Origin of the sequence: Campylobacter canis (assembly GCF_045504005.1) — a bacterium.
GTDB lineage: Bacteria > Campylobacterota > Campylobacteria > Campylobacterales > Campylobacteraceae > Campylobacter_A > Campylobacter_A canis.
The window spans coordinates 119,933-142,583 of the sequence record NZ_JBJJXH010000002.1 but is presented as its reverse complement, the minus strand read 5'-3'; the positions used below and the strand labels follow the sequence as shown (position 1 = coordinate 142,583).

Sequence of the window (22,651 nt, the reverse complement as noted above, 5' to 3'; positions counted from 1 at the left end):
GAAATGGATTTTAAAGCGATATTTCAGCAGATTGGACAAATTTATCAAAATCTCTCTTTAAAACAGCGTATAATCGCGGCAAGCTCGGTTGTGTTTGTCGTGGGTTTTTTGGTCTTTCTTAGTATTTATAAAAGCTCTCAAGCTCAAAGCTATGATGGATATAGCGTACTTTTTGAAAACATCTCTCCGAGTGATTCTGCGCTTATCGTTCAGCAGCTTGAAAAAAACGGCGTAAAATATAAAATTTACAATGAAGGCACCATCTTAGTGCCGACTGCCGACGTTTATAAAGAGCGAATTTCCGTAGCTTCTATGGGAATTTTAAAGGACAATAAAGTCGGTTTTGAAATTTTTGACAAGCAGGAATTCGGAGCTACGGATGCCGAGCAAAAGGTCAAATTTCAAAGAGCTCTTGAAGGCGAGTTAGCGCGCACGATAGAAAGCCTAGCGCCTATAGATAAGGCGCTTGTGCGAATAGCAATCCCAAAAGAGACGTTATTTACGGAGCGAACGACTCCTCCTTCAGCCTCTATAGTATTGAATCTAAAAGACGGACAGAGTCTTAATTTAAAGCAGATTACCGGAATTAAAAATTTAGTCTCTTCGGCGGTTGCAAATCTCACTCCTCAAAACGTAAAAATCGTAAATCAAGACGGAATTCCTTTGGGAGAAGAGGATGGCGACTATGATAGCGATATGATCGCTCAGCAGATAAGATACAAGCGCGAAGCCGAAAATGCGCTCGAGCAAAAGATACTGAATGTGCTTTCGCCTATCGTAGGCGGCATGCATAAGGTCGTGGCTAAGGTTACGATTGATTTTGATTTTTCGCGCAAAGATAGCGAAAGCGAGACTTTTGATCCAAATTCGGTCGCAAGAAGCGAGCAGAGTATCGAAGAAAAGCGCCAAGGCTCTAAAGCGCCTGAAGTGCAGGGCGTGCCGGGAGCCGTTAGCAATATAGGTCCTGTCGAGGGTCTTGAAGATAAAAAGCTTGAGGAACTTTATACTAAAAGCTCGGCAACTACGAATTATGAAATTTCAAAGAAAGTTATGCGTATCAAGGATCAGTTCGCTACTATCAAGCGTTTAAGCGCTGCGGTAGTGGTTGACGGAAGATACGAAAACAAAAAAGATGAGAGCGGAAATTTAACAAAAGAGATCGAATACATACCGCTTAACAAAGAACAGCTTGATCAGATAAACGCACTTATCAAGCAGTCCGTAGGCTTTGATGCAAATAGGGGCGATGAAGTTACGCTGAGCAATTTTGAATTCCAGCGCCCGAGCAACGAAACGCCTGCAAGTAAGGTGAATTCGTTTTTTGATGCTTACGTAACGCCGTTTTTGCCGATACTTAAGTATCTTTTCGTCGCACTTTTATTATTTATATTTTATAAGAAAATCATTGTGCCGTTCATGGAAAAAATGGTTGAAAATATCAAAGAAGAAGAGCCTGAAGAGTTGCCTGATATGATAGATCTTGACGATAGCGAAGACGCTTTGGAGAAATTTAAAGCCGCTAAGAAAAAAGTAGAAGAGCAGCTTGGAATCGGTGAAAATTTCAACGAAGACGAGCTAAGATACGATGTCTTGCTTGAAAAGACTAAGCTTATCGTGCAGGAGCGAAGCGAGGAGATATCGGTATTGCTTCAGGATATGATTAAAAATGACGTTGATTTTAGCAACCGCAAGGATTTTTGATGGCTACTAAGTTAAACGAACAACAAAAGCTTGTTTATGACGATCTTTCAATGCCAGAAAAGGTAGCGATACTTCTAATCCAACTTGGAGAAGATGCCACTACGCTTTTATTTTCTCATATGGAAGTTGATGTTATAACTGAAATTTCACGCTACATCGCTACGGCAAAAAGCGTAGATAGACAGGTTGCGGCTGCGGTTTTGGAAGAATTTTACGCACTTATGCAGTCAAATCAATACATGAGAAGCGGCGGTCTTGAATATGCTAAGGAAATTTTATACCGCACTTTTGGTCCTGAAACCGCACAAAAAATTCTTGACAAACTTGCTAAAAGCATGGAAAGCACTAAGAGCTTTGGCTATCTAACCAAGATCAAGCCTCAGCAGTTAGCGGACTTCATCACCAAAGAGCACCCTCAAACCATAGCCTTGATACTTGCTCATATGGACTCAACTAGCGCTGCGGAAACGCTTTCTTATTTTAGCGACGATCTTAGAGGCGAAGTCGTGATGAGAATGGCAAATTTAGGCGATATCAGCCCTTCTGTTATCAAAAGAGTTTCAACCGTGCTTGAAGGCAAGCTTGAAAGTCTCACTTCGTATAAAGTTGAGGTCGGCGGTCCAAGAGCGGTTGCCGAAGTGCTTAATAGACTTGGGCAAAAAGCCTCAAAATCAACGCTTGAGCATATCGAAGACAGCGATGAAAAGCTTGCTACCGTTATCAAAGAGCTTATGTTTACATTTGAAGATATCAACACGCTTAATCAAATTGCCATTAGAGAAATTCTTAAAAACGTCGATAAAAAAGATCTTATGGTTGCACTTAAGGGCTCAGGCGATGCGCTTAAAGAGAAATTTATGTCCAGTATGTCACAGCGTGCAAGCGAAGCGTTTAAAGAGGAGATGCAGTATCTTGGCGCCGTTCGCGTAAAAGATGTCGAAGAGGCGCAACGCCGAATAGTAGAACAAGTCCAAGCCTTAGCCGATCAAGGAGTCTTCCAAGTCGGTGAAGCTGATGAGATGATAGAATGAGAAGTAGTGTTATATCCAACGAAGATGCTAAAAAGCACTTTGTTGAAAATTATCGGTTTAAGGTTTTGGGTCAGGAAAAAAAAGTTGAAGACAGACATGATAATGGTGACACTATAGATGCTCATAGCGCTGATGATAGCAGCGTTTTTGTCGGTAGAGGCTTAAAATACAACAAAGATATAGGTTTGACTGACGATGTTAGAATTTTTGATTCAAATTTTGCTTCAATGAAAGAAGCACCTCAAAAAACTTTGCAGGCTAATGTTTTACAGGATCAATCTGGTCAGTCAAATTTCGTAGAGGAGCTTTTAAAGCGAATCGATGAGCTATCAGGCAGTATCATAAAGCTTCAAATGCAGATAGAAAATCAAGAGAGCGAATTTGCCAGACGCCTTGAAAACGAAGTTGCAAGAGCTAAAGATGAAGGCTTGCAGCAAGGCAATACAGAGGCTAAAGCGAAATTTGAAGAGAAATTAAAAGAGCTTGAAAGTAGATATAGCTCTTCTGTTTCAAGGCTTGATAACGAGTCTGCTAAATTTGAGCGTTTTTTGGTTTCAAGCGAGGAGGAGCTCTCAAATACGGCTATTGATATCGCAAGACAGATAGTTAAAAAAGAAATTTCAACAAGCTCTTCAAGCGTGGCTTACGCACTGGCAAAAGCCTTGATGAAGGATTTAAGCGAGGCTAAAGATGTGCAAATTCGCGTTAGTCAAAAGGATTTTGAGTTCTTAAAAGAGCAGTTTGGCGCAAGCGACAATATACAAGTTGTGCCTGATGAAGCCATCAATGTAGGCGGCGTGATCGTGATGAGCGATATCGGAAATCTTGACGGCACTATAGAATCAAGATTTGAAAAGATCAAAAAGATAATTAGCGAATGAAAATGGATGAGATAAATTTAAAAGCGATGAGTGTGAGCGAGCTAGAAGAGCTTGCTCAAAAACTTAGAGATAAAATTTTACAAACCGTGAGTAAAAACGGCGGACATCTTAGTTCAAACATCGGTGCGGTAGAGCTTATAGTTGCTATGCATTACGTGTTTGACGTGAGCAAAGACCCGTTTATATTTGACGTGAGCCACCAAAGCTATGCGCATAAGCTCTTAACGGGTCGTTGGGATAAATTTGACTCGCTAAGGCAATTTGGCGGCATAAGCGGCTACACTAAACCAAGCGAAAGCGAATTTGATTATTTTATAGCGGGGCACAGCTCTACTTCTATCTCCCTTGCCGTAGGAGCCGCTAAGGCGATAAGACTTAAAGGCGAAGATCGCTTGCCCGTAGCTATGATAGGTGACGGCTCGATGAGTGCGGGCATGGCATACGAGGCGCTAAATGAGCTTGGGGACCGTAAATACCCTTGCGTCATCATCTTAAACGACAACGAGATGAGCATAAGTAAGCCGATAGGTGCGCTTAGTAAATATCTAAGCCAGATGATGGCGGGGCAGCCTTATCAGAAATTTAAAAGCAGAGTCGAGAAATTTTTAAGCTACATGCCTGATTCTGCTGCTTACATGGCGCGCAGGATGGAAGAGGGGATTAGGCTTATAACTCCGGGAATGTTTTTTGAAGAGCTTGGACTTGAATATATAGGTCCTGTCGATGGACACGACATCAAAGCCCTAATAGAAGCACTTGAAGTTGCAAAAGCTATGAAAAAACCCGTTATAGTGCATGCTCAAACCTTAAAAGGCAAAGGCTACGAAAAGGCCGAAGGACACTACGCAAACTGGCATGGAGTTGGTCCGTTTGATCTTAAAAGCGGAGAGAGTATCAAAAAATCCTCCTCAAAATCGGCAACCGCTCTTTATAGCGAGTATCTTATAGAGCTTGCAACCAAGCATGAAAATATAGTAGGCGTTACCGCTGCGATGCCTACAGGAACTGGGCTTGACGCACTTATAGAGAAGTTTCCGCATAGGTTTTGGGATGTAGCAATCGCCGAGCAGCATGCCGTAACTTCGATGGCTGCGATGGCAAAAGAGGGTTTTAAGCCTTTTATCACTATATACTCAACTTTCTTGCAGCGAGCTTACGATCAGGTTATTCACGATGCTTGCATTATGAATTTAAACGTCGTCTTTGCTATGGATAGAGCAGGTATCGTGGGTGAAGACGGAGAGACTCATCAGGGTGCTTTTGATATCAGTTATCTAAATTTAGTTCCAAATATCACGCTTTTTGCTCCAAGGTGCGCGGCAAATTTTAAATTCGCTATGGAGTATGCATATATGCATATCGGAGCCTGTGCTTTTAGATACCCGCGCGGAAATTTTCTGCTTGAAGAGGGCGAATTTGAAGCTGGTGAATTTAAGCTTGGTAAAGGCGAAATTTTATCTCCTGCAGATGGAAAAATAGCATTTATAGGATACGGAAACGCGGTCGGAAAAGCAAATTTGGTTAGAAAAGAGCTTATCGGTAAGCTTGATGCAACTCTTGTTGATTTGGTTTTTGTAAAGCCGCTTGATAGGGAGCTTCTTTTAAATTTAGCTCAAGAAAAAAAGATATGGTATGTATTTTCGGATGGTGCCAAAAAGGGTGGCGTAGGCGAAATTCTTGCGGCATTTTTACAGGATGAGAAAATTTATGACGTTAAAATCACCAGTTTTGAGTATGAGGATAAATTTATAAGCCACGGTAAAACCGAGGCCGTTGAGCGATATCTTGGAGTGGACGTTAAAAGTATTTCTGAAAAAATACTAAAAGATAATTTATATTAACAACTATAATAAACTTTTAAATAAATTTTTTGTATAGTTAGCTAAAAAAATTGGGAGAGAAGCATGAACTATATGAATTTATTGAAAGAACACGGACTAAAAGCAACTCCGCAGCGCATCAGCGTGCTAAAAATTTTAAATCGTCATATGCACCCGACCATTGACGAGCTTTATGAAGAAATTTGTATCGAAAATCCTTCAGTATCGCTTGCTACGGTATATAAAAACTTAAATATGTTAAAAGATGAAGGTTTAGTAGTTGAAGTAAATATGCCAAACCAAAAGGCAAGATATGATATCTTTGAAGAGCCTCATATCCACGTGGTATGCGAAAAATGCGGTAAAGTCAGCGACGTAGCCCATAGTGATATATCGCTTGATGATTGCAAGCAGAAGCTTGAAAAAAGGCTTGGAAACATAGTTGAGAGAATGAATGTCCTAGCCACAGTTAAGGATTGCAAGCATTGCAGGTAAGGGCTAAATTTAGCCCTTACCGCTTCTTTTTGTTTTAGTCAATTCATAAAATTTAAATACAAAACAACCAAATCTTATTTTATAAATTTACTCAAATTTTCATTTTTGATTTCAGTTTATTTTTCTATCTTGCTATAAAAAATCGTTTGAAAGCTCTTTAAAGTCTTTTTATCTCGACTCTGATTTGCTTTTTATCTTCGGTTAGCTTTGCTTCATAATCAAGCGTAGAAATTTTAGGAAAATTTGTCACATTTATATCGGGAATTATTTTTTGAGTATCTTTAATCCCGATATCCGCACTGCAAGAGATAGCGTTTCCGTCACTGCTTTTATCTGTGGTATTAAAGCTGTTAAGCACAATCATATCCAAAGTGGCTTTTTCATTAAATTTATCCGATACTTTAATGATTTTACAAAGCAGATCGTCTTTGTCACACTCTTTGGAGGGATCAAATTTTTGCGCGACATGGCTTGTTTGAAGAACTTTTTTGAGCGAAAATCCTGAGGATAGATTGGATACTACGTCTTTTACTGCCTTGTTTGAGCTAAGCTCGTCTTTATAAACGCTTGCCGCAAAAAGATCGCCAAGATGAGGTTTGATAAGTTTTTTAATGGTCTCTTGAACATTTTTATCATCGCAAGCCAGCTCTTTCTTAGTTTCAAAGCAACCTGAAAACAAAGCCGCGGTTATCGCTAGGCTTAAAAATTTAATATATCCCGACATTTATCTTCCTTTTTGTTTTAAATTTTAGCGGATCAAATTTAAACCGAATTTTTGATTAACCGCCTGGTTTATCTGCCCCCAAACCCACCCTGTATCATCAAATCAGTATATGGTAGTAACATTACTCGCTAACTTTGCCCTTGTAAGATTACTGAGATAAATCTGCTTGTTTGCGATCTCTCCGAATCGCGGGTGTAGCATAGTTTTAAACGGATTTATACTCGCTTTTGATGATATTTAACCAAAATTTAAATCAGATCAACCTGCCAATTTGCTCTTTGAAGTAGCGTATCGGTCTGGCGAATCTCTTTTGAAATTTCGTCAAGCTCTTTTTGCAGGCTTGCTACGTCCACCGTGCTTAAGATTCGAATCTCTTTGCTTGAATACATCTCGACTTTTCTGCTGGCGTTTTCTATAAAGCCCCTCAAAATTCCCGCTTTCATCGTCATAGTATCGCGCTTAGCTATAAGATCGACCAAATTTTGCCCTTCGATTTGCGAAGCACAGTTGGTTTTATTGATCTTTGATATGAGAGAATTTAGCTCGTTTATACAGCCGTCAAGTTCTTTTAAAAGTTCGCTTGGTTGCTCCGCAACTTCGTCGTTTTCTTGAACTTTTGCATTGTTGTTAAGTCGCACACGAAGCTGTTCGATGCGTTTTTGCAAATCCGCGCGCAGGATAAGGGCCTCTGCCAGTTTCATAGCTGCTCCTAAAATTTATTTTGTAAAAATTATACCTTTAATTTTTAAGACGGCGTTAAAATTTCTTGATTTATCTTGAAAAATCAAAATTCGTGGATATTTAAAGTTAAAAACTCCGCCAGCTTTAAAATCCTATCTTTATCCTCTTTCTTGCAGACAAAGAAGCAATACCCCTCTAAGCTATCTTTACTCGGATTTACGTTTAGTATCGTGTAGTCTGAAATTTCTTCCAGCCTTAAAGCTATCTTGTAAGGCTCTAAGATATCGCTTTTGCTGATTTTAAGCTCATCGTCCGTTGTTTTCTTTATGTATCTTTTAAGCCCTGAAATATCTATCTCCCAATGGCTTTCAAAGCTTTTAAGCGTGTCTTTTAAGATAAAGTTATAGATTAGAAATTCCCGGCTTGGAGTATGGTTTTCGTATCCTTGCCATAAAATTCCTTTTTCTATTAAAATTTTCGCACACTTTTGGGGTTCATTTTGAACCAAGAAAAATCTTTTTATAAATTCCGCTTCGTTTTTAGCGCTCATCTGAGCCAGATTTGCAAATTCGCTAAGAGCGTCTTGGGTGCTTAAATTTATATCTTCGGTTTCATCTACACTTAAATTTAGCCTTTTGTGGATGAAATTTACAGCTTTTATGAATACTTCTATATATTTTTTCTCTTGCTGATCCTTTAAATCTTCGCCCAAAAGCCTGCAGTCTCTCATCTCAAAAAACAAATCTCCCGTAGTAGGCGACTTGATGAGTATCTTAAAGCCCTCGTTGCCCTCATCATCTTCAAACGGCAAGCAGATGAAGGCGATATCTTCTAAGTGCAGATATTTTTTCATATCAAGCTTTATCACCGGCTTTACGCACACTCCTATAACGGTAAAAGCACAGCCTTCACCACTATCAATCCTCTCTTTTGAAGGCGGAATTAGCTTGGCGTTTTGCATAAGTTTTGCAAGCGGTTCGTATAGGTTCTTAAATTTAGCTCTTTTTAACGCGTTTTGCGCCTCGTCATCATTTAAAAATTCCTGCGGATAAAAATAATAATCAACCGTTACGTCTGCGGCAAAAGGCGATTTGTCAAAGCTTATAGTCGTAGCCTCGTTCTCGTTTAAATATCTCTCTATGTCTTTAAATTTCTCAACTGCGTTTTTCAATCTTAAAATCCTTTAATATCAAATCCAAGCATTCGCCCAAGATCTACGATCTTTTCTTTATGATCTTTTTTGCATACAAAAACACAGATGCTATCCGTCTGCGTATCAATCTCAATCAGCGAAAATTCCGACCTTTTTTCAAGCCTATCTGCGACATCAAAAAGCTCCATATCCTCACTTAAGCGCAACCTTTTACCTGTAAATTTAAATATATAAGCGCTTAAATCCTTCGTGTCAAATTTCCAGTCGTCCTCATAGGCTTCAAGCATCGGTGCAAGTAAAAAACTATAAAATAGATCTTTTTCACTAAGAGTTTCATCAGGATCGGCATAACCCTGCTCGGCAAGCTCGGCGCTACAAATTTCAGGCTCAAGAAGCACTTTATAAAAGCAGCTTTTAAACTCCTCTTTGTCTTTTACTTCGCATAAATTCATAAATTCGCTCAAAGCCTCATCGGTGGTTAAATTTAAAAGCTCATCATTAACCACTATGCCAAGTCTTTTGCAGATAAATTTAATCGCTTTGCTAAGTGTATTAAGGTAGATTTGATCCTCTTTATCCTCGCTATTTGGATCTAAAATCCTACTCTCTTTCATATCTAAAAATATATTTTCGTTTGGCTCTGATTTGAGTAAAATTTTATAATCCTCTTCGCTTTCTCCATAGGGGATAACGAAAAATAACAGCTTTTCATTAGCGTATAGCTTTTTTAATTTATTTGATATAGCCGGATAATGATAAAAGCTAATCATTAAAAATACATCGTTGTAGTCGTCGTTTAATTCCTCTTTTGGTATTGCGCTAAAGCCTGCTTTGCTCATAAATTCCTTAAGTGGTGTATAAGTGTCGGTATAACCCGCTTTTGATAAGAAGTGATTTGTAAGCCCTTTGGTTGCGTAAGATATGCTAAAAGGATAGAAAAACTGCCAAACTTTCATATAGCTGCCGCCAAAAGGAGGGTTTGCAAAATGACCTCCCGAAAGCTCTTCTTGGATCAAATCTATAATATCGGGTATATATTGTAACTCTTTCATAACGACCTTTTTAAAATTTTAACTATTTTATTGAAATAGCGTTAATAATAAATCATAAATTCTTTGATAAAATTCGCACTTCAAGGAGTAAAAATGCAAAAAAATTTTAAAATTTTAGCCGCTGTTTTGGCTATTTGTTCGGTTTTTGGCGTGGCAAACGCAAAGGATGCGGATCTGAGTAAATTTCGCTTTAGTTTAGAAGAGATGCAAGATATCGCAAGTCCTACCAAACTAAAGTGGAGGATATTTTACAAAGAGGCTTCAAGCGGGAAAGATGCCGAGTGGTTTGATGCCGTAAAGCAAGGAAATTTGCAAAAAGTTAAGCAGATGGTTGCTAGCGGTCAGGATATAGAGGCTAAAGACAGCGCAAGTCTTGATCAAACGGCGCTTGGCTGGGCTGCGTTTATCGGATATGAAGATATGGTTGATTATCTCATAGCGCAAGGCGCTGATGTCTTTGCAACCGACAGGGGAGATGTTTATAACTCTTTAAAGTCAGCCGTTTTAGGTAAAAATCTTAACATTGTTCGTAAAATTCAAGCCAAGATAGAGGAAAAGACAGGCAAGAAGGTTGATTTTAACGACCAGACCGTAGAAAGTGACGCAGAGACGCTTTTAATCGTAGCCGCAAGCAATAACCGTATAGAGATAGCAAAGTATCTTATATCTCAGGGTGCAAACGTAAATTTGATAGCGACTCCAAAGGATCAAAGCGCACTATCCTTTGCTTGCGATAATAATCATCCCGAGATGGTTAAGCTGCTTATAGAAAACGGAGCGATAAATCACCGCACAGGCAAGCCAAGCTGCAAATAATTTTAAAAGGAGCTTTTGCTCCTTTTGATTTATATTTTAAGACGAATTTGCGTCATCTTTTTAGCGAATTTCTAATTCTTCGCAGATAAAATTTGCAGCCTCGTTAAAAATTTCAAAATATTTTTTATCTGTTTCATCGCTATTTTTTAGCAGCCTACAAGACTTCATCTCCAAAAACAGCCTTCCGGTTGATGGCGATGAGATGAGGAGACTAAAATCTCTTTGATTTTGGCTATTTATAAAAGGCACGCAGATAAAGGTTATCTTTTCTTCATTAAAATATTTTTTAAAACTCTCTTTTATCGGCGGAGATACTTTTAAATTTATAAAGCAAAATGCCCAATTGTTTTCACTATCCATCTCATGTTCGGGCGGAGGTGTTATATTTGCCGTTTTCATCATATCTCTAAGCGGTATGTAGAGCTTTTGATAGCCGGCTTGTTTCAAAGAGGCTTCTATGGTGTCGTTAGTAGCCTCTTTTGCGTCGTGAGGATAGTAGTAGTACCTTAAAGCTATATCGGTTTTTAAAGGCGAATTTTCAAAATAGAGACTTGCTAAGTGATTTTTTAGCAAGTGCTCTTCTATCTTGATAAAATTTTTAACTTCCATAGCTACTTTGTAAGCTGGCTGTCTTTGCCATAATACGGCGAATACGGTCCATAAAGCAAGCAGTCGTAGCAATCTTGAGCAAATAAAATTCTATCCGCTCTAGCCGATAACTCATAGCTAACATCGCTTAAAGTGTCGGCTACCTGTTTTATCAGCGCGTTTAAGAGCATGCTTGCTATATCGCTACTGCCTTGGGAGCTGTTTGTCGCCGATGCTGTTTTTTGCCACATGATATTGCCCGTATTTGTATCAACCAGCTTTGCTTCAACGGATACTTTAGTAACACTATCAAGCACCATATAAGTTGAGCCATACTCTTTGATATTTATATAAAGAACGCTATCGGCACCGAAAATTTGCTTTAGCTTATTTACTGAAATTTGATGAATTTCGCTTGGCTCGTAAACTCCGTTAAATTTAAACGTGTCATTTACTAAGGAAGGGTCAAATACGTAATACCCGGCTTCGCTTAGCGGAAATATAGCATTTGAAAGCACTGCCGAGGATGCTTTTATCTCGGTTGATTCGTTTGTGGGCATTAATACCAGTATCGATCTTGGCTTGGTTTGTAAAAATGCAAAGTAGTCATACTGCGGTCTAGGATCGCTTGCGCATGCCGAAAAAAGAATCGCAAATAAACCCAAAATAAGAGTTGATCTAAATTTATTTACCATTTTTGCGACCTTTTTTTAGCTTTTGTTGTTTTAAAAACTCGATATAAGCTCTTGATTCAGGGAAAATTTCAGCCTCTTTTTCAAGATACATGCTTGCTTTTTGATCGTTGCCTATGTTTGAGTATAAAAGACCAATATGAGCTAGCAGTCCGGGCGGTATCTTGCGCCCTGAAGCGTATGCGTACTCAACCGTTTCTTCAAGCTCGTCTATATGCTTATAAAAATCGCTTGTTTCGTTTAAATAATCATACGTAGAAGCCGTATAAGAGCCGTTCCAATAATAAATTTGCCTTGGGGTGCTAGATGCGCAGCCTGCAAAAAGCAATGCAAAAAGCACGGGCAATATGATTTTAGTGTTCAAATTTTAGCCTTATTTTGCTGTCCAAGCGCCGCTTTCAAGCCCTGCAACAAGGTTATTTACCGCTTCTATTATGGCTAGACTTAAAACTTTGCCGTTTAGCGTAGAGTCATATCCTGCCGTTCCGCCAAATCCTATAACCTCTCTGTTTGATAGCGCGTATTCTCCGGCACCCTGAGACGAATAGACAACCTCGGAAGTTTCAACCTCAACTACGTTTAAATTTACCTTTGCGTATGCGGTTTGAGTCTTACCTTTGCCAAGGATTCCAAATAGCTGATGATCGCCTGTAGTTTTTCTACCAAATTCGGTTACGTCGCCCGTGATAACGTATTTAGCGCCTTTTAAATTTTGCGCTTTTTTGTTTATGTTGCTCTCTTGTTTAATAGCATTCATATTTGTTCTATCCATCACGGAAAATCTACCGGTTTGTTGCAGATTGCTTACTAAAATAGTTTGGGCTTGATTGCCTAACCTATCTTCTCCGTCGCCGAAAATTCCGTTTTGATAGGAGGATTGGTTGTTAAACCTGCCTATTGATATCGCTACTTTTGTGCCGCCATAGTATGTATTTACGGTATTTACTTTTGGAGTTTCAACCACTCTTGAGCTCTCTTTTGCACAACCGGCCAGCAGCGCTATCATAGCTCCTGCGGCTATAAATTTCAAGCCTGTTTTTAGCATGTTTTTCCTTTTGTTTGTAAATTTTTATAATGATAACTAATTAAGATAACAAACAGATAAATTTACAACTGTATTTTATCTTTAAGATTTTGCAATACTCTTTAGCTTGTTAAACGCAAGCCAGAGTGCTTCTATTTCATCTTTAAAGATTAAATCGTTCTTGTCATCTTCTACTCCTAGTTTTTTGCCCGTTAGCTTTTCATACTCGTTGGTGCATATCTCAAAATAGTCGTTTTGATTAACGAAGCAGCGAATTTTTCCTGTGTAATGCGTCTTAATCTTAAAATCAGCCTCGTTTAGCGCAACTCTTTTAAGCTTTTTAAACATCAGTATTCCGCTTAGTATATAAACTGCTTTATTTGTGATAAGCCAGCTTTTGCCGCTTAAATTTACCACAATCGGAAATTCGTCACTTTGCAATAAAATTTTAGCCTTTTTTATGAATGTATCTGAACTAGCGTAGAAGTTAAGTTCAAGCTCGTCTCGCGGAGTAAAGATTAAATTTTGATCGGGGATTGATACGAGAGTCTCCACTCTATACTCTTTTAGGATGTTGTAGAAATTTTCGTAAAACAGATCAAGCGTTTGAGTAAAAATTTCAAAGCTAAAGCCGTGTTTTTTGATATCTTGCTTTAGATTATCAAGAAGCGAGTTCATCTCATCAAGCTTCTTTTGATTTTCGTTTTTGTCTATATGCCTGCTTAAAATTTCGTTCAGTTTAGCTCGCTCGGTTTACAGGTTATCAGCCCAAATTCCGCTTTCTTTAAACATATCGTAAGGCGAATTCAGCGCGACGTAAAGAGCTTTTATGCGCTCGTTTATATCTTTTATAAAATCCGTTTTATCATCGCTATAGCTTAAATTCATAAACGCCGAACCAAGTAAAAAGCTTGCCATAAATTCGCCAAATCCGCTAAAAATTTGAGTTATTAAATTCATATAAAAATTATATTGCTCGAAGTATTCTTTTTCGTCTATGTAATTTGCCGCGTAGCTGCAACTTAGGATTTGAAGCACTCTAGCATAATCAAATGCGCTAATGCTCGTGCGCTCACAAAGAGTAAAAAGCTCGCTTGTTTGATTGCAGAAATTTACAAATTTAGGAACTAAATTTCGCTCACCTTCGCCTAAACCGAAAAAGCCCTTGCTAAAGCTTTCAAATCTCTCTTTGTAGGCTTTAAAATCCTCATCGTTAAAATTTATAAGATAAATTTTAAGCGCATCTTTTAAGTTGCTCTCATTTAGGTATCTAGGCGTAAATTCAGCCCAAGTCATATCCGTAAGTTCGGCACCAAATTCCTTGTAAGCTTGATAAAACAGATGAGTTAAAACCCCTTCAAATTCCGAGCTGTCATAGTGCATGATCGCCTGATACATGCTATTTTTATCGGTTATGTCGTAAAATTCCTGTAAGGCTTGCTTGATCTCTTGCAGATTTTTTGGGTGATTGAAATCCACAAGGCTAAAAATCCGCTCCTTTGCAAGCTCTTTTGAGATGAAAATCCTGTCTATGTCGCTTACTTTGTAAATAACTTGAAATATATTGCCCGCTATAAAATCTTTTTTCACAAATTCTCCCCTAAAGTTTTCGCAGTTTTCTTAAGCTCGTTTATTGCTAAATTTAGCGATGAAATTTCATTATCAAAAAAGTTTTTATGACTTACGACTTTAAGCGGCTTTTTGCCCGTTAAATTTAAATATTCTTTGATACTTATACAAAAATACTCTTTCTCGTTTAAATAGCAGTGAATTTCATCAGGATAGGCGAATTTTACCTCGCAACTTATCTCTTGTAAGTTAAATTTTTTAAGCTTTTTAAATAGTACTCCGCTATAGATATATACGGCTTGGTTGGTTATTAGCGTCTTTTTAGGAGCCAAGATAAGAAGGACGGGAAATTCTTTGTCGCCAAATTTAAAGCCCGTTTCATCCATGAAAATTTTAACTTCTTTGTATAAGGAATGCTCCAGCTCAAGCGTTTTTATAGGTGTTATTACGCCGTTATTTTTTGATTCAAGCATAAATTCGATGCGAGAGTTTTTAAGAGTGCCGTAAAAACACTTGTAATAAATTTCCGTCGCTTGTTGCAAGTGTTTAAATTCCAAACCGCATTTTTGCGTCTCTTTTTCAAGCCAATTTAGGATATTTTGGGTGTATTCTTTATCGTTTTTCTCTTCTTTGAAATCGGCGTATTTATCAAGCAGATTTAAAATGTTTATCTTTGCTTTGTCAAAATTCTGCGTCCAAATTCCGCTTGTGCTAAAGACGTCGTAAGCCGAGTTTAGTAACCTATGAAAGGCGTTTATCTGATCGTAGCTTTCTTTGATGTAATCAATCTCGCCCTCGTCAAAAAATCTAAATGCGCCTCCAAGAACGCAGCTGGCGATAAACTCGTTCCAACCGCTAAATATCTTTTGTACTTTTTCTGCGTAAAAGTTCATCAGCTCACAAAATTCGCTCTCGTTGATATAACCCACCGCAAAGCTATCAGATATGATTTCAAAAATTTTTGAGAGTTCATAGCCTCTGTTACCCACGTTTTTACAAAGCGCATAAATTTCACTTGTCTGCTTGCAAAATTTCACAAATTTAGGCACGTCGTTTTCGTCGTGCTCTTCGCCGCTAACGCCAAAAAACGACTTTGCAAAATAAGCAAAATTCTCTTTATGAAGCTCAAATTTTCTATATGAAAAGTTAGTTTGAACCGCTTTTAAAGCGTTTTTTAGATACTCGTCCGTAAGATACGTGCTCATAAACTCTTCGCAAGTCATACTTTCAAGTCTCTCACCAAGCTCCTCGTAAGCTTTATACAAAAGATCTAAGATGATATTGTAGTAACAAGCATAGCTAATGACCTCATCTATAGCGGTATAGACGCTATCTTTGCTCGTTACTTTGTGAGTTTCTTTTAGGTTTTGCCTCAGTTCTTGTAAGAAAGACGGGTGGTTTGAGCTTGTGAAACTAAAAAACTGATCTACAAAAAGCTCTTTAGACAAGAAGGCTCTATCGAGGTGATTTGTTCTTTGTGTAGCCTGAAAGACGTTTTGAGGGATAAATTTTAGATTCATTTTTATAGTTTATAAAATTTTTGCTTTTTTAGTCGTTTGAACCGAGCTTAAAACGACCTCATCGCCTGATTGCAGATCGGCTAGACTTATTGTTTTTCCGTCCTTTTGAACTCTTACAAATGATGAAATTTGCTCGAAAAACGCCTCTTGTTGGGCGTAGCTTTTTTGTAGAGTTAAAATTTTGTTTTCGAATTTAAGAAATTTTGTGCCGATTGCATTTTTTAAATTTGATCTGAAATTAATTAAAATTTGCTCTTTGTGGGCGATTTTTTGCTCTAAACTTGCTTGAGAAAATTTAGTTTGCAAATTTTTTAATAGATTTTCTTTGCGCTCAAGTGCCAGTTCAAACGCTCTTTGAAGGCTTTGGCTCATCATATCGATCGTTTGAAAAATTTCTTCTTTATTTGGCATTAGCGAATTTATCGCAGCGCTTGGAGTAGGCGCTCTAAAATCAGCCGCAAAATCGCTTATAACGTAGTCTATCTCGTGTCCGATTGCGCTTATGATAGGAGTTGTCGCGGCATAAATTTCACGCGCTAAATTTTCATCGTTAAAGCACCACAAGTCCTCTCTGCTGCCCCCGCCTCTAGCCAAAATAATCACATCAAGCGAGCTTGCTTCGGCTCTTTTTAAAGCTTTTATAAGGGACGAGGGAGCATTTTCGCCTTGCGTGAGCGAGTCAAATATATAAATTTCGCTAAGATGCCAGCGCTCGTTTATGAGCCTAAGCATATCTTGAAGCGCTGCTGAGGTGCGCGAAGTGATGATGCCGACTTTGCGCGGAAATTTAGGAAGCGATTTTTTGCGCGAAATTTCAAATAGACCCTCTTGTTCAAGCTTTTTTTTAAGCTGCTTAAATGCAAGTTCAAGCTCTCCTTCACCGCTTGGCTTGATGGAAGTTGCGATAAACTGATAGCTTCCGCTTGGGCTGTAGAGTGAAATTTTGCCATACAGAACGACCTTCATGCCGTCTTTGATTTCAAATTTCAGTTTTGCGTTGTTAAATTTATAAATTATCGCCGAGATCGAGGCTTTTTCGTCTTTAAGCGTGAAGTACCAGTGCCCTGAATTGTGCTTGGTAAGGCGCGAAATTTCACCCTCAACCTCCACGTAAGAAAATGTAGTCTCAAGTAGAGTTTTTGCTTGTTCGTTTAGCTCGCTGACACTTAGCAATCTTTAAATTTCCTAGCTATAAAAAGTGTCGAGATATCCATCGAAAAGCCCTTACAGACCTCTATCTCAAAGCCTGCCGCGCGCAGTTCATCAACGAAGCTTTGCTTGTCAAGGAAATTTTCTATCGAGCTTGGCAGATATTCGTAAGCCTCTTTGTTTTTTGAGATAAATCCGCCGATTTTAGGTAAAATTTTGCTTAGATAAAAGTCTCTTACCTGTGTCGTCATGCCTTTTTTATTGCGCTTGGTAAATTCTAAAACCACCAAATAGCCGCCATTTTTTAGCACGCGGTTAAATTCTTTTAGCGCAAGCTCTCTTTCAACGACGTTTCTTATGCCGTAACTGATACTTAGCACATCTATGCCGGCGCTTTGTAGCGTAGTGTCCGTAGCGCTTGCTTCTATGAATTTAAAGCTTGGAAATTTCTGCTTTGCTACTTTTAGCATGCCGCTTGACGGATCAATGCCTGTTAGGTTGTTTATATTTACGTTAAAATCTTTTGCGATATTGTTCCAAAATCCCATCATATCGCCCGTACCGCAAGCTACATCGGCTATATCCACGCTTTGATTTTTAAATTTTTCAAGCACGTTTTTGCAAGCTATCTTGCGCCATCTGATATCAATCCCCGCGCTTAAAACCCTATTTGCAAGGTCGTAAGTTGGAGCTATCTCGTTAAACATCTGAACTATTTTTTCTTGTTTTTGCATATATCTTTCTTTACATGTAATAAATTTTTAAATTTTTTGAAATTTTGCCTAAATTTCTCATAAATTTCGGTTTTTTATCTAAAATTTTATCTCTTAGTTTAAACATCTGTTTGTAAATTTTAGTTTTTAATTTTGATGAAATTTCAATCGAATCTTTGCTGTTTTGCTCTAAATCTTTTAAAATTTCAAGCCAGATATCCCTATCTTGCAGATCGCCAAATATTTCTTGTATCTCTTTTGCTCTTTGCTTGCACTTTTCAAGCGATTTTATCGCAAACATATCTATGAAAATTTCAAGAAGATATCTTAATCTTTTTATCTGAATTCTGGTGTTGTGAAAATGTAAATTTTCGCACTCGTTATTTAGAAGCGCAAGTGATTTTTGAAGTCTTAATATCTGCAGTCTAAGTGCGTATGCGACGACTTTTTTGATAGGCTTATCATAGTCTTTTCCTTGATAAAAGTCGCTTTGCTCTTTTAAAAATATCTCCCAGTCTTTAAAGACTTCTTCGCTTTTTGGTGCATTTAGCATAGCTGTGATTTTTATATTTTCGGACTCTTTTACTTCTTGGCCGATTAAAATTAGCGGTTTGGTTCGTTTTTCTTCTTTTAAAAAGTCTAAAAATACGTCTATATCGCGTTTTTTATTTGTTGAGTTGGCTATGGTTTTGAAATTTTTATTGAAGTGATCTGCTGTTTTTTTATCAAAAACCGAGCTTAAAAGCTTAAGCATTGAGCGGGTTTTGCGTAAATTTACACGAAACTGATGAAGCGCTTCTTCATCTTTTGTTTCCAGGTATATTTGCCGATATTTTCGTATCTGTTTGTAAATTTGAAAAAACATAACCCTAGCGGCGTCAAAAGAGCGCAAGGAACTTGGAAAAGCAAGTTTTAAATCGTGATTTTGATCTATTATTTTAAGGGTTGATTGTATGTCAAATTTGATTTTGGGCACGCCAAAAAGCGCCAATGATTTGTTTTTATAGCGCTCATCTTCGGTAATTTCTGATGTTATATATCTTGCTAAAAATTCAGGTATGGCGAAATTTTGAGCGTCATGCACTGTTAAAAATTCAATCTCAAGCGTAGCAAGCCCTTCAAGAAATTCGTGATAGATATCGATATTGCATGGAAGATTGTTGATCTTAAACTCAAAACGAGTCTTTTTTATAGGCATTCCTACGATCTCTTTAAGAGCGTCTTTGTAGCTTTTTTTATCGCTTGGAATTTCGCTCTCTTTGCGAACGAGTCCTTTGCCGATTTTTTGCGTTACAGTGAATTTGTCGCCCGATTTACGAAACCTGATCTCTTCAAGCTGTGTGATTTTCGTATAAAACTGAATTATCTCGTTAGAAGTTGCTAAGATACCGTCTTTTTCGAGGGTTTGTATAGCTGAAATTCCGTCTAATATAAATTTACGTTCAATCTCTAAAACCAAAATTCGCCCCTTTGGAAAGTAATAGATTGTATCAAAACATAGCTTAAAGTGTAAATTTTGAAAATTTAGTTTAAAAAACGGGATTAAAATTAATTTTTAACTCAAATTGTGCTAAATTTTAAAAAATTTTTAAAGGAGCTTTCGTGGATAGAAAAATAAATTTCAGCGCAGGACCTAGCGGATTGCCTTTAAGCGTGCTGGAGCATGCTCAAAAAGAGCTGACCGGCTATCAAGGCAAGGGATATTCTATAATGGAAATAAGCCATAGAAGCAAGGTTTTTGAAGAGATTCATTTCGGTGCGATGGATAAGATAAAAAGGCTTTACGGCATAAGCGATGATTATGAAATTTTGTTTTTGCAAGGCGGCGCAAGCTTGCAGTTTGCAATGATCCCTATGAATTTATGCAAAGGCGGCAAAGCCGAGTATGTAGATACGGGAGTCTGGACGAGTAAGGCGATCAAGGAAGCCAAGATACAAGGCATAAACTACGAAGTGATCGCAAGCTCAAAAGATACGAATTTCGACAGAATTCCCGAAAATATAAATTTCAGCGACGATGCGGATTATGCCTATATCTGCACGAACAATACAATCTACGGCACTCAGTATAAGAGCTTACCAAAGACAAAAGCGCCACTTGTGATTGACGCTTCAAGCGACTTTTTCTCTTATAAAATGGATTTTTCAAATATCGGCGTGCTCTACGGCGGAGCTCAGAAAAATGCCGGCCCAAGTGGCGTTACCGTAGTGATAATCAGAAAAGACCTGCTTGATAGAGCAGGCGAAAGTGTGCCTACGATGCTTAAATACAAAACTCACACCGACGCAAAATCGCTTTTTAATACGCCGCCGACATTTGGAATTTATCTACTAAATTTAACTCTTGGGTGGATCGAGTCTCAAGGCGGACTTGACGTGATAAAAGGCATAAACGAGCAAAAAGCTTCGATTTTATATGAAGCCATTGATAATTCGGGCGGTTTTTATAAAGGGCACTCTATCAAAAAAGATCGCTCCATAATGAACGTAAGCTACAATATCGCCGCAAATTCCGAGCTTGAGCCGGTGTTTGTAGCGGAAGCCGAAAAAGCGGGCATGATAGGTCTAAAAGGACACCGTCATCTTGGCGGAATTCGAGCCTCTATCTATAATGCCGTAAGCCTTGAAAACGTTAAAACTTTAGTTTCGTTTATGGGCGAATTCGCTAAGAAATTCGGCTAGAGATTATTCGCCCGCTATGGCTTTATATATTGTTTCAAGGGGCTTTGGCGGGCGAATCTGCTTTTAAATGACCAAACGAGCTATCTTTGGCGTTAAATTAGCTTAAATTTATATTATTATAAATTTGACACTCCGGTTAAATATTGAAAATTTATTTTAGATTTTATAAAATCCAAAAAAAGCAAGAAAAGGCGGAAAATAATGCTTAAGGATATTCAGATATTTAGTTCGCTTGATGACGAACGTTTGCAAAAACTTGCCGATATAAGCATAATCAGAGGCTATAAGCGCGACGAAATACTATTTATCGAAGGCGAAACGCCAAAGTGGTTTTATATACTTTTAAAGGGGCGAGTTAAAATTTACAAAACCCTGCCAAACGGTAAAGAGCTGTTTGTGCATGAGTTTTTGCCGGGTTCGCCTGTGGCTAAATTTGCAAATTTCGACGACACTCCTTTTCCTGCTTCGGCTATTTTTGTCGAGGATTCGGAAGTTTTGATGATAGACTTTTCTAAATTTAAGAAAAATTTTATGAATGATGTTAATGTCTGTATGGAGATCATAAGGTCGCTTTCGCAAAATTTTAGGATGATACAAGGACTTTTACACCGAGAAATAGCCCTTGGCGTGGAGGGTAAGATAGCTCTTTTTATCAGCGAATATCAAAACGAATTGCCGATGCAAAAGTACTCGCAAATCGCTCAAATGCTAAATACTACGCCTGAAACTTTTTCTCGCGTTATTACTAAATTTAAGAAAAACGGCTACATAGCAATAGACGCCAAGAAGAATATAACCATACTTGAACATGACAAGCTAAAGGAGCTTTACGAGGCTTAAATATCCGACCGTTTTGCTTGATAAATTATCCTTGCGTGGCTTAAGCCTTGTATTTTTTGTAGATTTACTATAATTAATAAGAGATTTTGATATACCCTAAGAGCTATAGCGGCTCTTTTTGCAAGAGCTTTAGTCAAAGCAACTTTGGCAAATTTAGAGAGTTAAAATTTTAGTTTTATTATTGATCTTTGCGAGTATCTCTTAGGGTGCTTTATTAAATTTAGTGAGCAATTTATCCATAAATTTGCTCAGTGAAATTTGTGAAGTTACTCTACAGATATGCATACCAAAGTTAAGTATGGTTTAGGCGCAAAATATTGTTACATACACCTTTTTCATATACTTTTTAATTCATGTAAAGTTATCAACAGCTCATTTGTTTAGTTTGAGAGCTTATATTGCGTAAAATCTGAAAATTTTAAAATATAGAATTAGTTTTATTGGTATAAAATTTTAAATTTATTAAAGCCGATAAACTACATTAAAAAGATTTAGAACAGGCTGTAAAAGAATTAGTTTTGATTTAATGAATTTTATTTACCGCCAAATCTAAGTAGAGCGCTTCCCCAAGTAAATCCGCCGCCAAATGCGTCAAGAAGCATCAAATCTCCGTTTTTTAATCTCCCATCTTCATAAGCGTCATTCATCGCCATAGGAATTGATGCGGAGCTTGTATTGCCGTATTTACCGACGGTTACTATGCATTGGGAGTCGTTGAAATTTAGTCTTTGTTTTACGGCATCGATTATGCGTAAATTTGCTTGATGCGGTATAAAAAGATCGATTTCATCGCTTGCAATGCCGTTTTTATCAAGTATGTCAATTACATCTTTGGTTAGCGTTTGAACTGCTATTTTAAAGACCTCGTTACCCGCCATTTGTATAAAATTTAGCCTCTCTTCAAGCATCTGAGGCGAGCAAGGATGTACGCTTCCGCACCCCGGAGTTATGAGTAAGTCGGCGAAATTTCCATCACTTGCAGTATGCACGTCGATGATCTCGTTTTTTTCACTTGCCGTAACGATAGCCGCACCCGCTCCATCGCCAAATAGTATGCAAGTGCTTCGGTCTTTGTAATCAACTATTGAGCTAAGTTTTTCTGCGCCTACGATAAGTACATTTTTTTTCGCACCGCTTTCTATGAGTGATTTTGCAAGCTCAAGCAGGTAGATGAAACCCGTGCATGCCGCACTTATGTCAAAAGCGGTTACATTATCTATGCCTAAAATTTTAGCTATCTTGCAAGCGGTTGAGGGCATACAAAGATGATCCGGGCTTATTGTTGCGCAGATCACTGCGTCGATGTCGTTTGTGGATATACCCGCTCTTTTAATTGCAACTTGCGCCGCCTTTGCGCCTATTTCACTTGTTATCTCGCCTGTGGCTATGTGTCTAGTGTGAATTCCTGTTCGTTTTACTATCCACTCGTCGCTTGTTTCTACCATTTTTTCAAGATCAAAGTTAGTAAGAGTGTCCTTTGGAACGTAAGCACCGATTGAGATAAGAGAGGCTTTTGGCAT

General features: G+C 38.1%; 23 protein-coding genes. 8 read left to right on the top strand and 15 right to left on the bottom strand.

Annotation, left to right across the window (positions count from 1 at the left end):
- Positions 1-3: 3 nt before the first annotated feature.
- The 5 genes from fliF (at position 4) to ACHJH3_RS02805 (ending at position 5,928) form a co-directional block, all read left to right on the top strand.
- The gene (gene fliF, locus ACHJH3_RS02825; protein ID WP_407063498.1) at positions 4-1,701 is read left to right on the top strand and encodes a flagellar basal-body MS-ring/collar protein FliF; all 1,698 of its coding nucleotides are present in this window, start codon (positions 4-6) and stop codon (positions 1,699-1,701) included.
- Positions 1,701-2,732, top strand: a complete 1,032-nt coding sequence (fliG, locus tag ACHJH3_RS02820; protein ID WP_407063497.1) for a flagellar motor switch protein FliG — start codon at positions 1,701-1,703, stop codon at positions 2,730-2,732. The genes fliF and fliG overlap by 1 nt, the downstream gene beginning before the upstream one ends.
- Entirely contained in the window at positions 2,729-3,613 is an 885-nt protein-coding gene (gene fliH / locus ACHJH3_RS02815; protein WP_407063496.1) for a flagellar assembly protein FliH, read from the top strand. The genes fliG and fliH overlap by 4 nt, the downstream gene beginning before the upstream one ends.
- An 11-nt stretch (positions 3,614-3,624) precedes the next feature.
- On the top strand, positions 3,625-5,454 hold the full coding sequence (dxs, locus tag ACHJH3_RS02810; RefSeq protein WP_407063598.1) for a 1-deoxy-D-xylulose-5-phosphate synthase: 1,830 nt from the start codon (positions 3,625-3,627) through the stop codon (positions 5,452-5,454).
- A 63-nt stretch (positions 5,455-5,517) separates the two neighbouring features.
- Entirely contained in the window at positions 5,518-5,928 is a 411-nt protein-coding gene (locus ACHJH3_RS02805; protein ID WP_169942163.1) for a Fur family transcriptional regulator, read from the top strand.
- Positions 5,929-6,085: 157 nt separating this feature from the next.
- Here the strand turns inward: ACHJH3_RS02805 and ACHJH3_RS02800 are convergent, their stop codons facing one another.
- From ACHJH3_RS02800 to ACHJH3_RS02785, 4 genes are all read right to left on the bottom strand, one after another.
- Complete coding sequence (locus ACHJH3_RS02800) at positions 6,086-6,652, bottom strand: hypothetical protein (RefSeq protein WP_407063495.1); 567 nt, start codon at positions 6,650-6,652, stop codon at positions 6,086-6,088.
- Between the two features lie 248 nt (positions 6,653-6,900).
- Positions 6,901-7,353: a DIP1984 family protein gene (locus ACHJH3_RS02795; RefSeq protein ID WP_407063494.1), complete on the bottom strand. Its 453-nt coding sequence runs from the start codon at positions 7,351-7,353 to the stop codon at positions 6,901-6,903.
- Between the two features lie 83 nt (positions 7,354-7,436).
- Positions 7,437-8,504, bottom strand: coding sequence for a DUF7821 domain-containing protein (locus tag ACHJH3_RS02790; RefSeq protein ID WP_407063493.1), 1,068 nt, complete (start codon positions 8,502-8,504; stop codon positions 7,437-7,439).
- 2 nt (positions 8,505-8,506) lie between these two features.
- Positions 8,507-9,538, bottom strand: coding sequence for a DUF6630 family protein (locus ACHJH3_RS02785; RefSeq protein ID WP_407063492.1), 1,032 nt, complete (start codon positions 9,536-9,538; stop codon positions 8,507-8,509).
- 93 nt (positions 9,539-9,631) lie between these two features.
- Between ACHJH3_RS02785 and ACHJH3_RS02780 the strand changes: the two genes are divergently transcribed.
- Positions 9,632-10,354 carry an ankyrin repeat domain-containing protein gene (locus ACHJH3_RS02780; protein WP_407063491.1) on the top strand — a complete coding sequence of 241 codons (723 nt, stop codon included), beginning with the start codon at positions 9,632-9,634 and terminating at the stop codon, positions 10,352-10,354.
- 60 nt (positions 10,355-10,414) lie between these two features.
- Here the strand turns inward: ACHJH3_RS02780 and ACHJH3_RS02775 are convergent, their stop codons facing one another.
- From ACHJH3_RS02775 to ACHJH3_RS02730, 10 genes are all read right to left on the bottom strand, one after another.
- Positions 10,415-10,963, bottom strand: a complete 549-nt coding sequence (locus ACHJH3_RS02775; protein ID WP_407063490.1) for a DUF7821 domain-containing protein — start codon at positions 10,961-10,963, stop codon at positions 10,415-10,417.
- Between the two features lie 2 nt (positions 10,964-10,965).
- Positions 10,966-11,637 carry a DUF799 domain-containing protein gene (locus tag ACHJH3_RS02770; RefSeq protein WP_407063489.1) on the bottom strand — a complete coding sequence of 224 codons (672 nt, stop codon included), beginning with the start codon at positions 11,635-11,637 and terminating at the stop codon, positions 10,966-10,968.
- Positions 11,627-11,998, bottom strand: coding sequence for a DUF4810 domain-containing protein (locus tag ACHJH3_RS02765; protein ID WP_169942179.1), 372 nt, complete (start codon positions 11,996-11,998; stop codon positions 11,627-11,629). The genes ACHJH3_RS02770 and ACHJH3_RS02765 overlap by 11 nt, the downstream gene beginning before the upstream one ends.
- Positions 11,999-12,007: 9 nt before the next feature.
- Positions 12,008-12,679: a CsgG/HfaB family protein gene (locus ACHJH3_RS02760; RefSeq protein ID WP_407063488.1), complete on the bottom strand. Its 672-nt coding sequence runs from the start codon at positions 12,677-12,679 to the stop codon at positions 12,008-12,010.
- A gap of 81 nt (positions 12,680-12,760) precedes the next feature.
- Positions 12,761-13,336: a hypothetical protein gene (locus ACHJH3_RS02755; protein WP_407063487.1), complete on the bottom strand. Its 576-nt coding sequence runs from the start codon at positions 13,334-13,336 to the stop codon at positions 12,761-12,763.
- A 75-nt stretch (positions 13,337-13,411) separates the two neighbouring features.
- Positions 13,412-14,248, bottom strand: a complete 837-nt coding sequence (locus ACHJH3_RS02750; protein ID WP_407063486.1) for a DUF1266 domain-containing protein — start codon at positions 14,246-14,248, stop codon at positions 13,412-13,414.
- Positions 14,245-15,747, bottom strand: coding sequence for a DUF1266 domain-containing protein (locus ACHJH3_RS02745; protein WP_407063485.1), 1,503 nt, complete (start codon positions 15,745-15,747; stop codon positions 14,245-14,247). The genes ACHJH3_RS02750 and ACHJH3_RS02745 overlap by 4 nt, the downstream gene beginning before the upstream one ends.
- A gap of 9 nt (positions 15,748-15,756) precedes the next feature.
- Entirely contained in the window at positions 15,757-16,920 is a 1,164-nt protein-coding gene (gene xseA, locus ACHJH3_RS02740) for an exodeoxyribonuclease VII large subunit (protein ID WP_407063484.1), read from the bottom strand.
- Entirely contained in the window at positions 16,914-17,630 is a 717-nt protein-coding gene (gene ubiE / locus ACHJH3_RS02735; RefSeq protein WP_407063483.1) for a bifunctional demethylmenaquinone methyltransferase/2-methoxy-6-polyprenyl-1,4-benzoquinol methylase UbiE, read from the bottom strand. The genes xseA and ubiE overlap by 7 nt, the downstream gene beginning before the upstream one ends.
- A 10-nt stretch (positions 17,631-17,640) precedes the next feature.
- On the bottom strand, positions 17,641-19,068 hold the full coding sequence (locus ACHJH3_RS02730) for a CYTH and CHAD domain-containing protein (RefSeq protein WP_407063482.1): 1,428 nt from the start codon (positions 19,066-19,068) through the stop codon (positions 17,641-17,643).
- Between the two features lie 143 nt (positions 19,069-19,211).
- Here ACHJH3_RS02730 and serC point away from each other — a divergent pair, with 143 nt between their 5' ends.
- Entirely contained in the window at positions 19,212-20,291 is a 1,080-nt protein-coding gene (serC, locus tag ACHJH3_RS02725; protein WP_407063481.1) for a phosphoserine transaminase, read from the top strand.
- Positions 20,292-20,492: 201 nt separating this feature from the next.
- Positions 20,493-21,131: a Crp/Fnr family transcriptional regulator gene (locus tag ACHJH3_RS02720; RefSeq protein ID WP_407063480.1), complete on the top strand. Its 639-nt coding sequence runs from the start codon at positions 20,493-20,495 to the stop codon at positions 21,129-21,131.
- A 533-nt stretch (positions 21,132-21,664) separates the two neighbouring features.
- Here ACHJH3_RS02720 and ACHJH3_RS02715 read toward each other — a convergent pair.
- Complete coding sequence (locus ACHJH3_RS02715) at positions 21,665-22,651, bottom strand: beta-ketoacyl-ACP synthase III (protein ID WP_407063479.1); 987 nt, start codon at positions 22,649-22,651, stop codon at positions 21,665-21,667.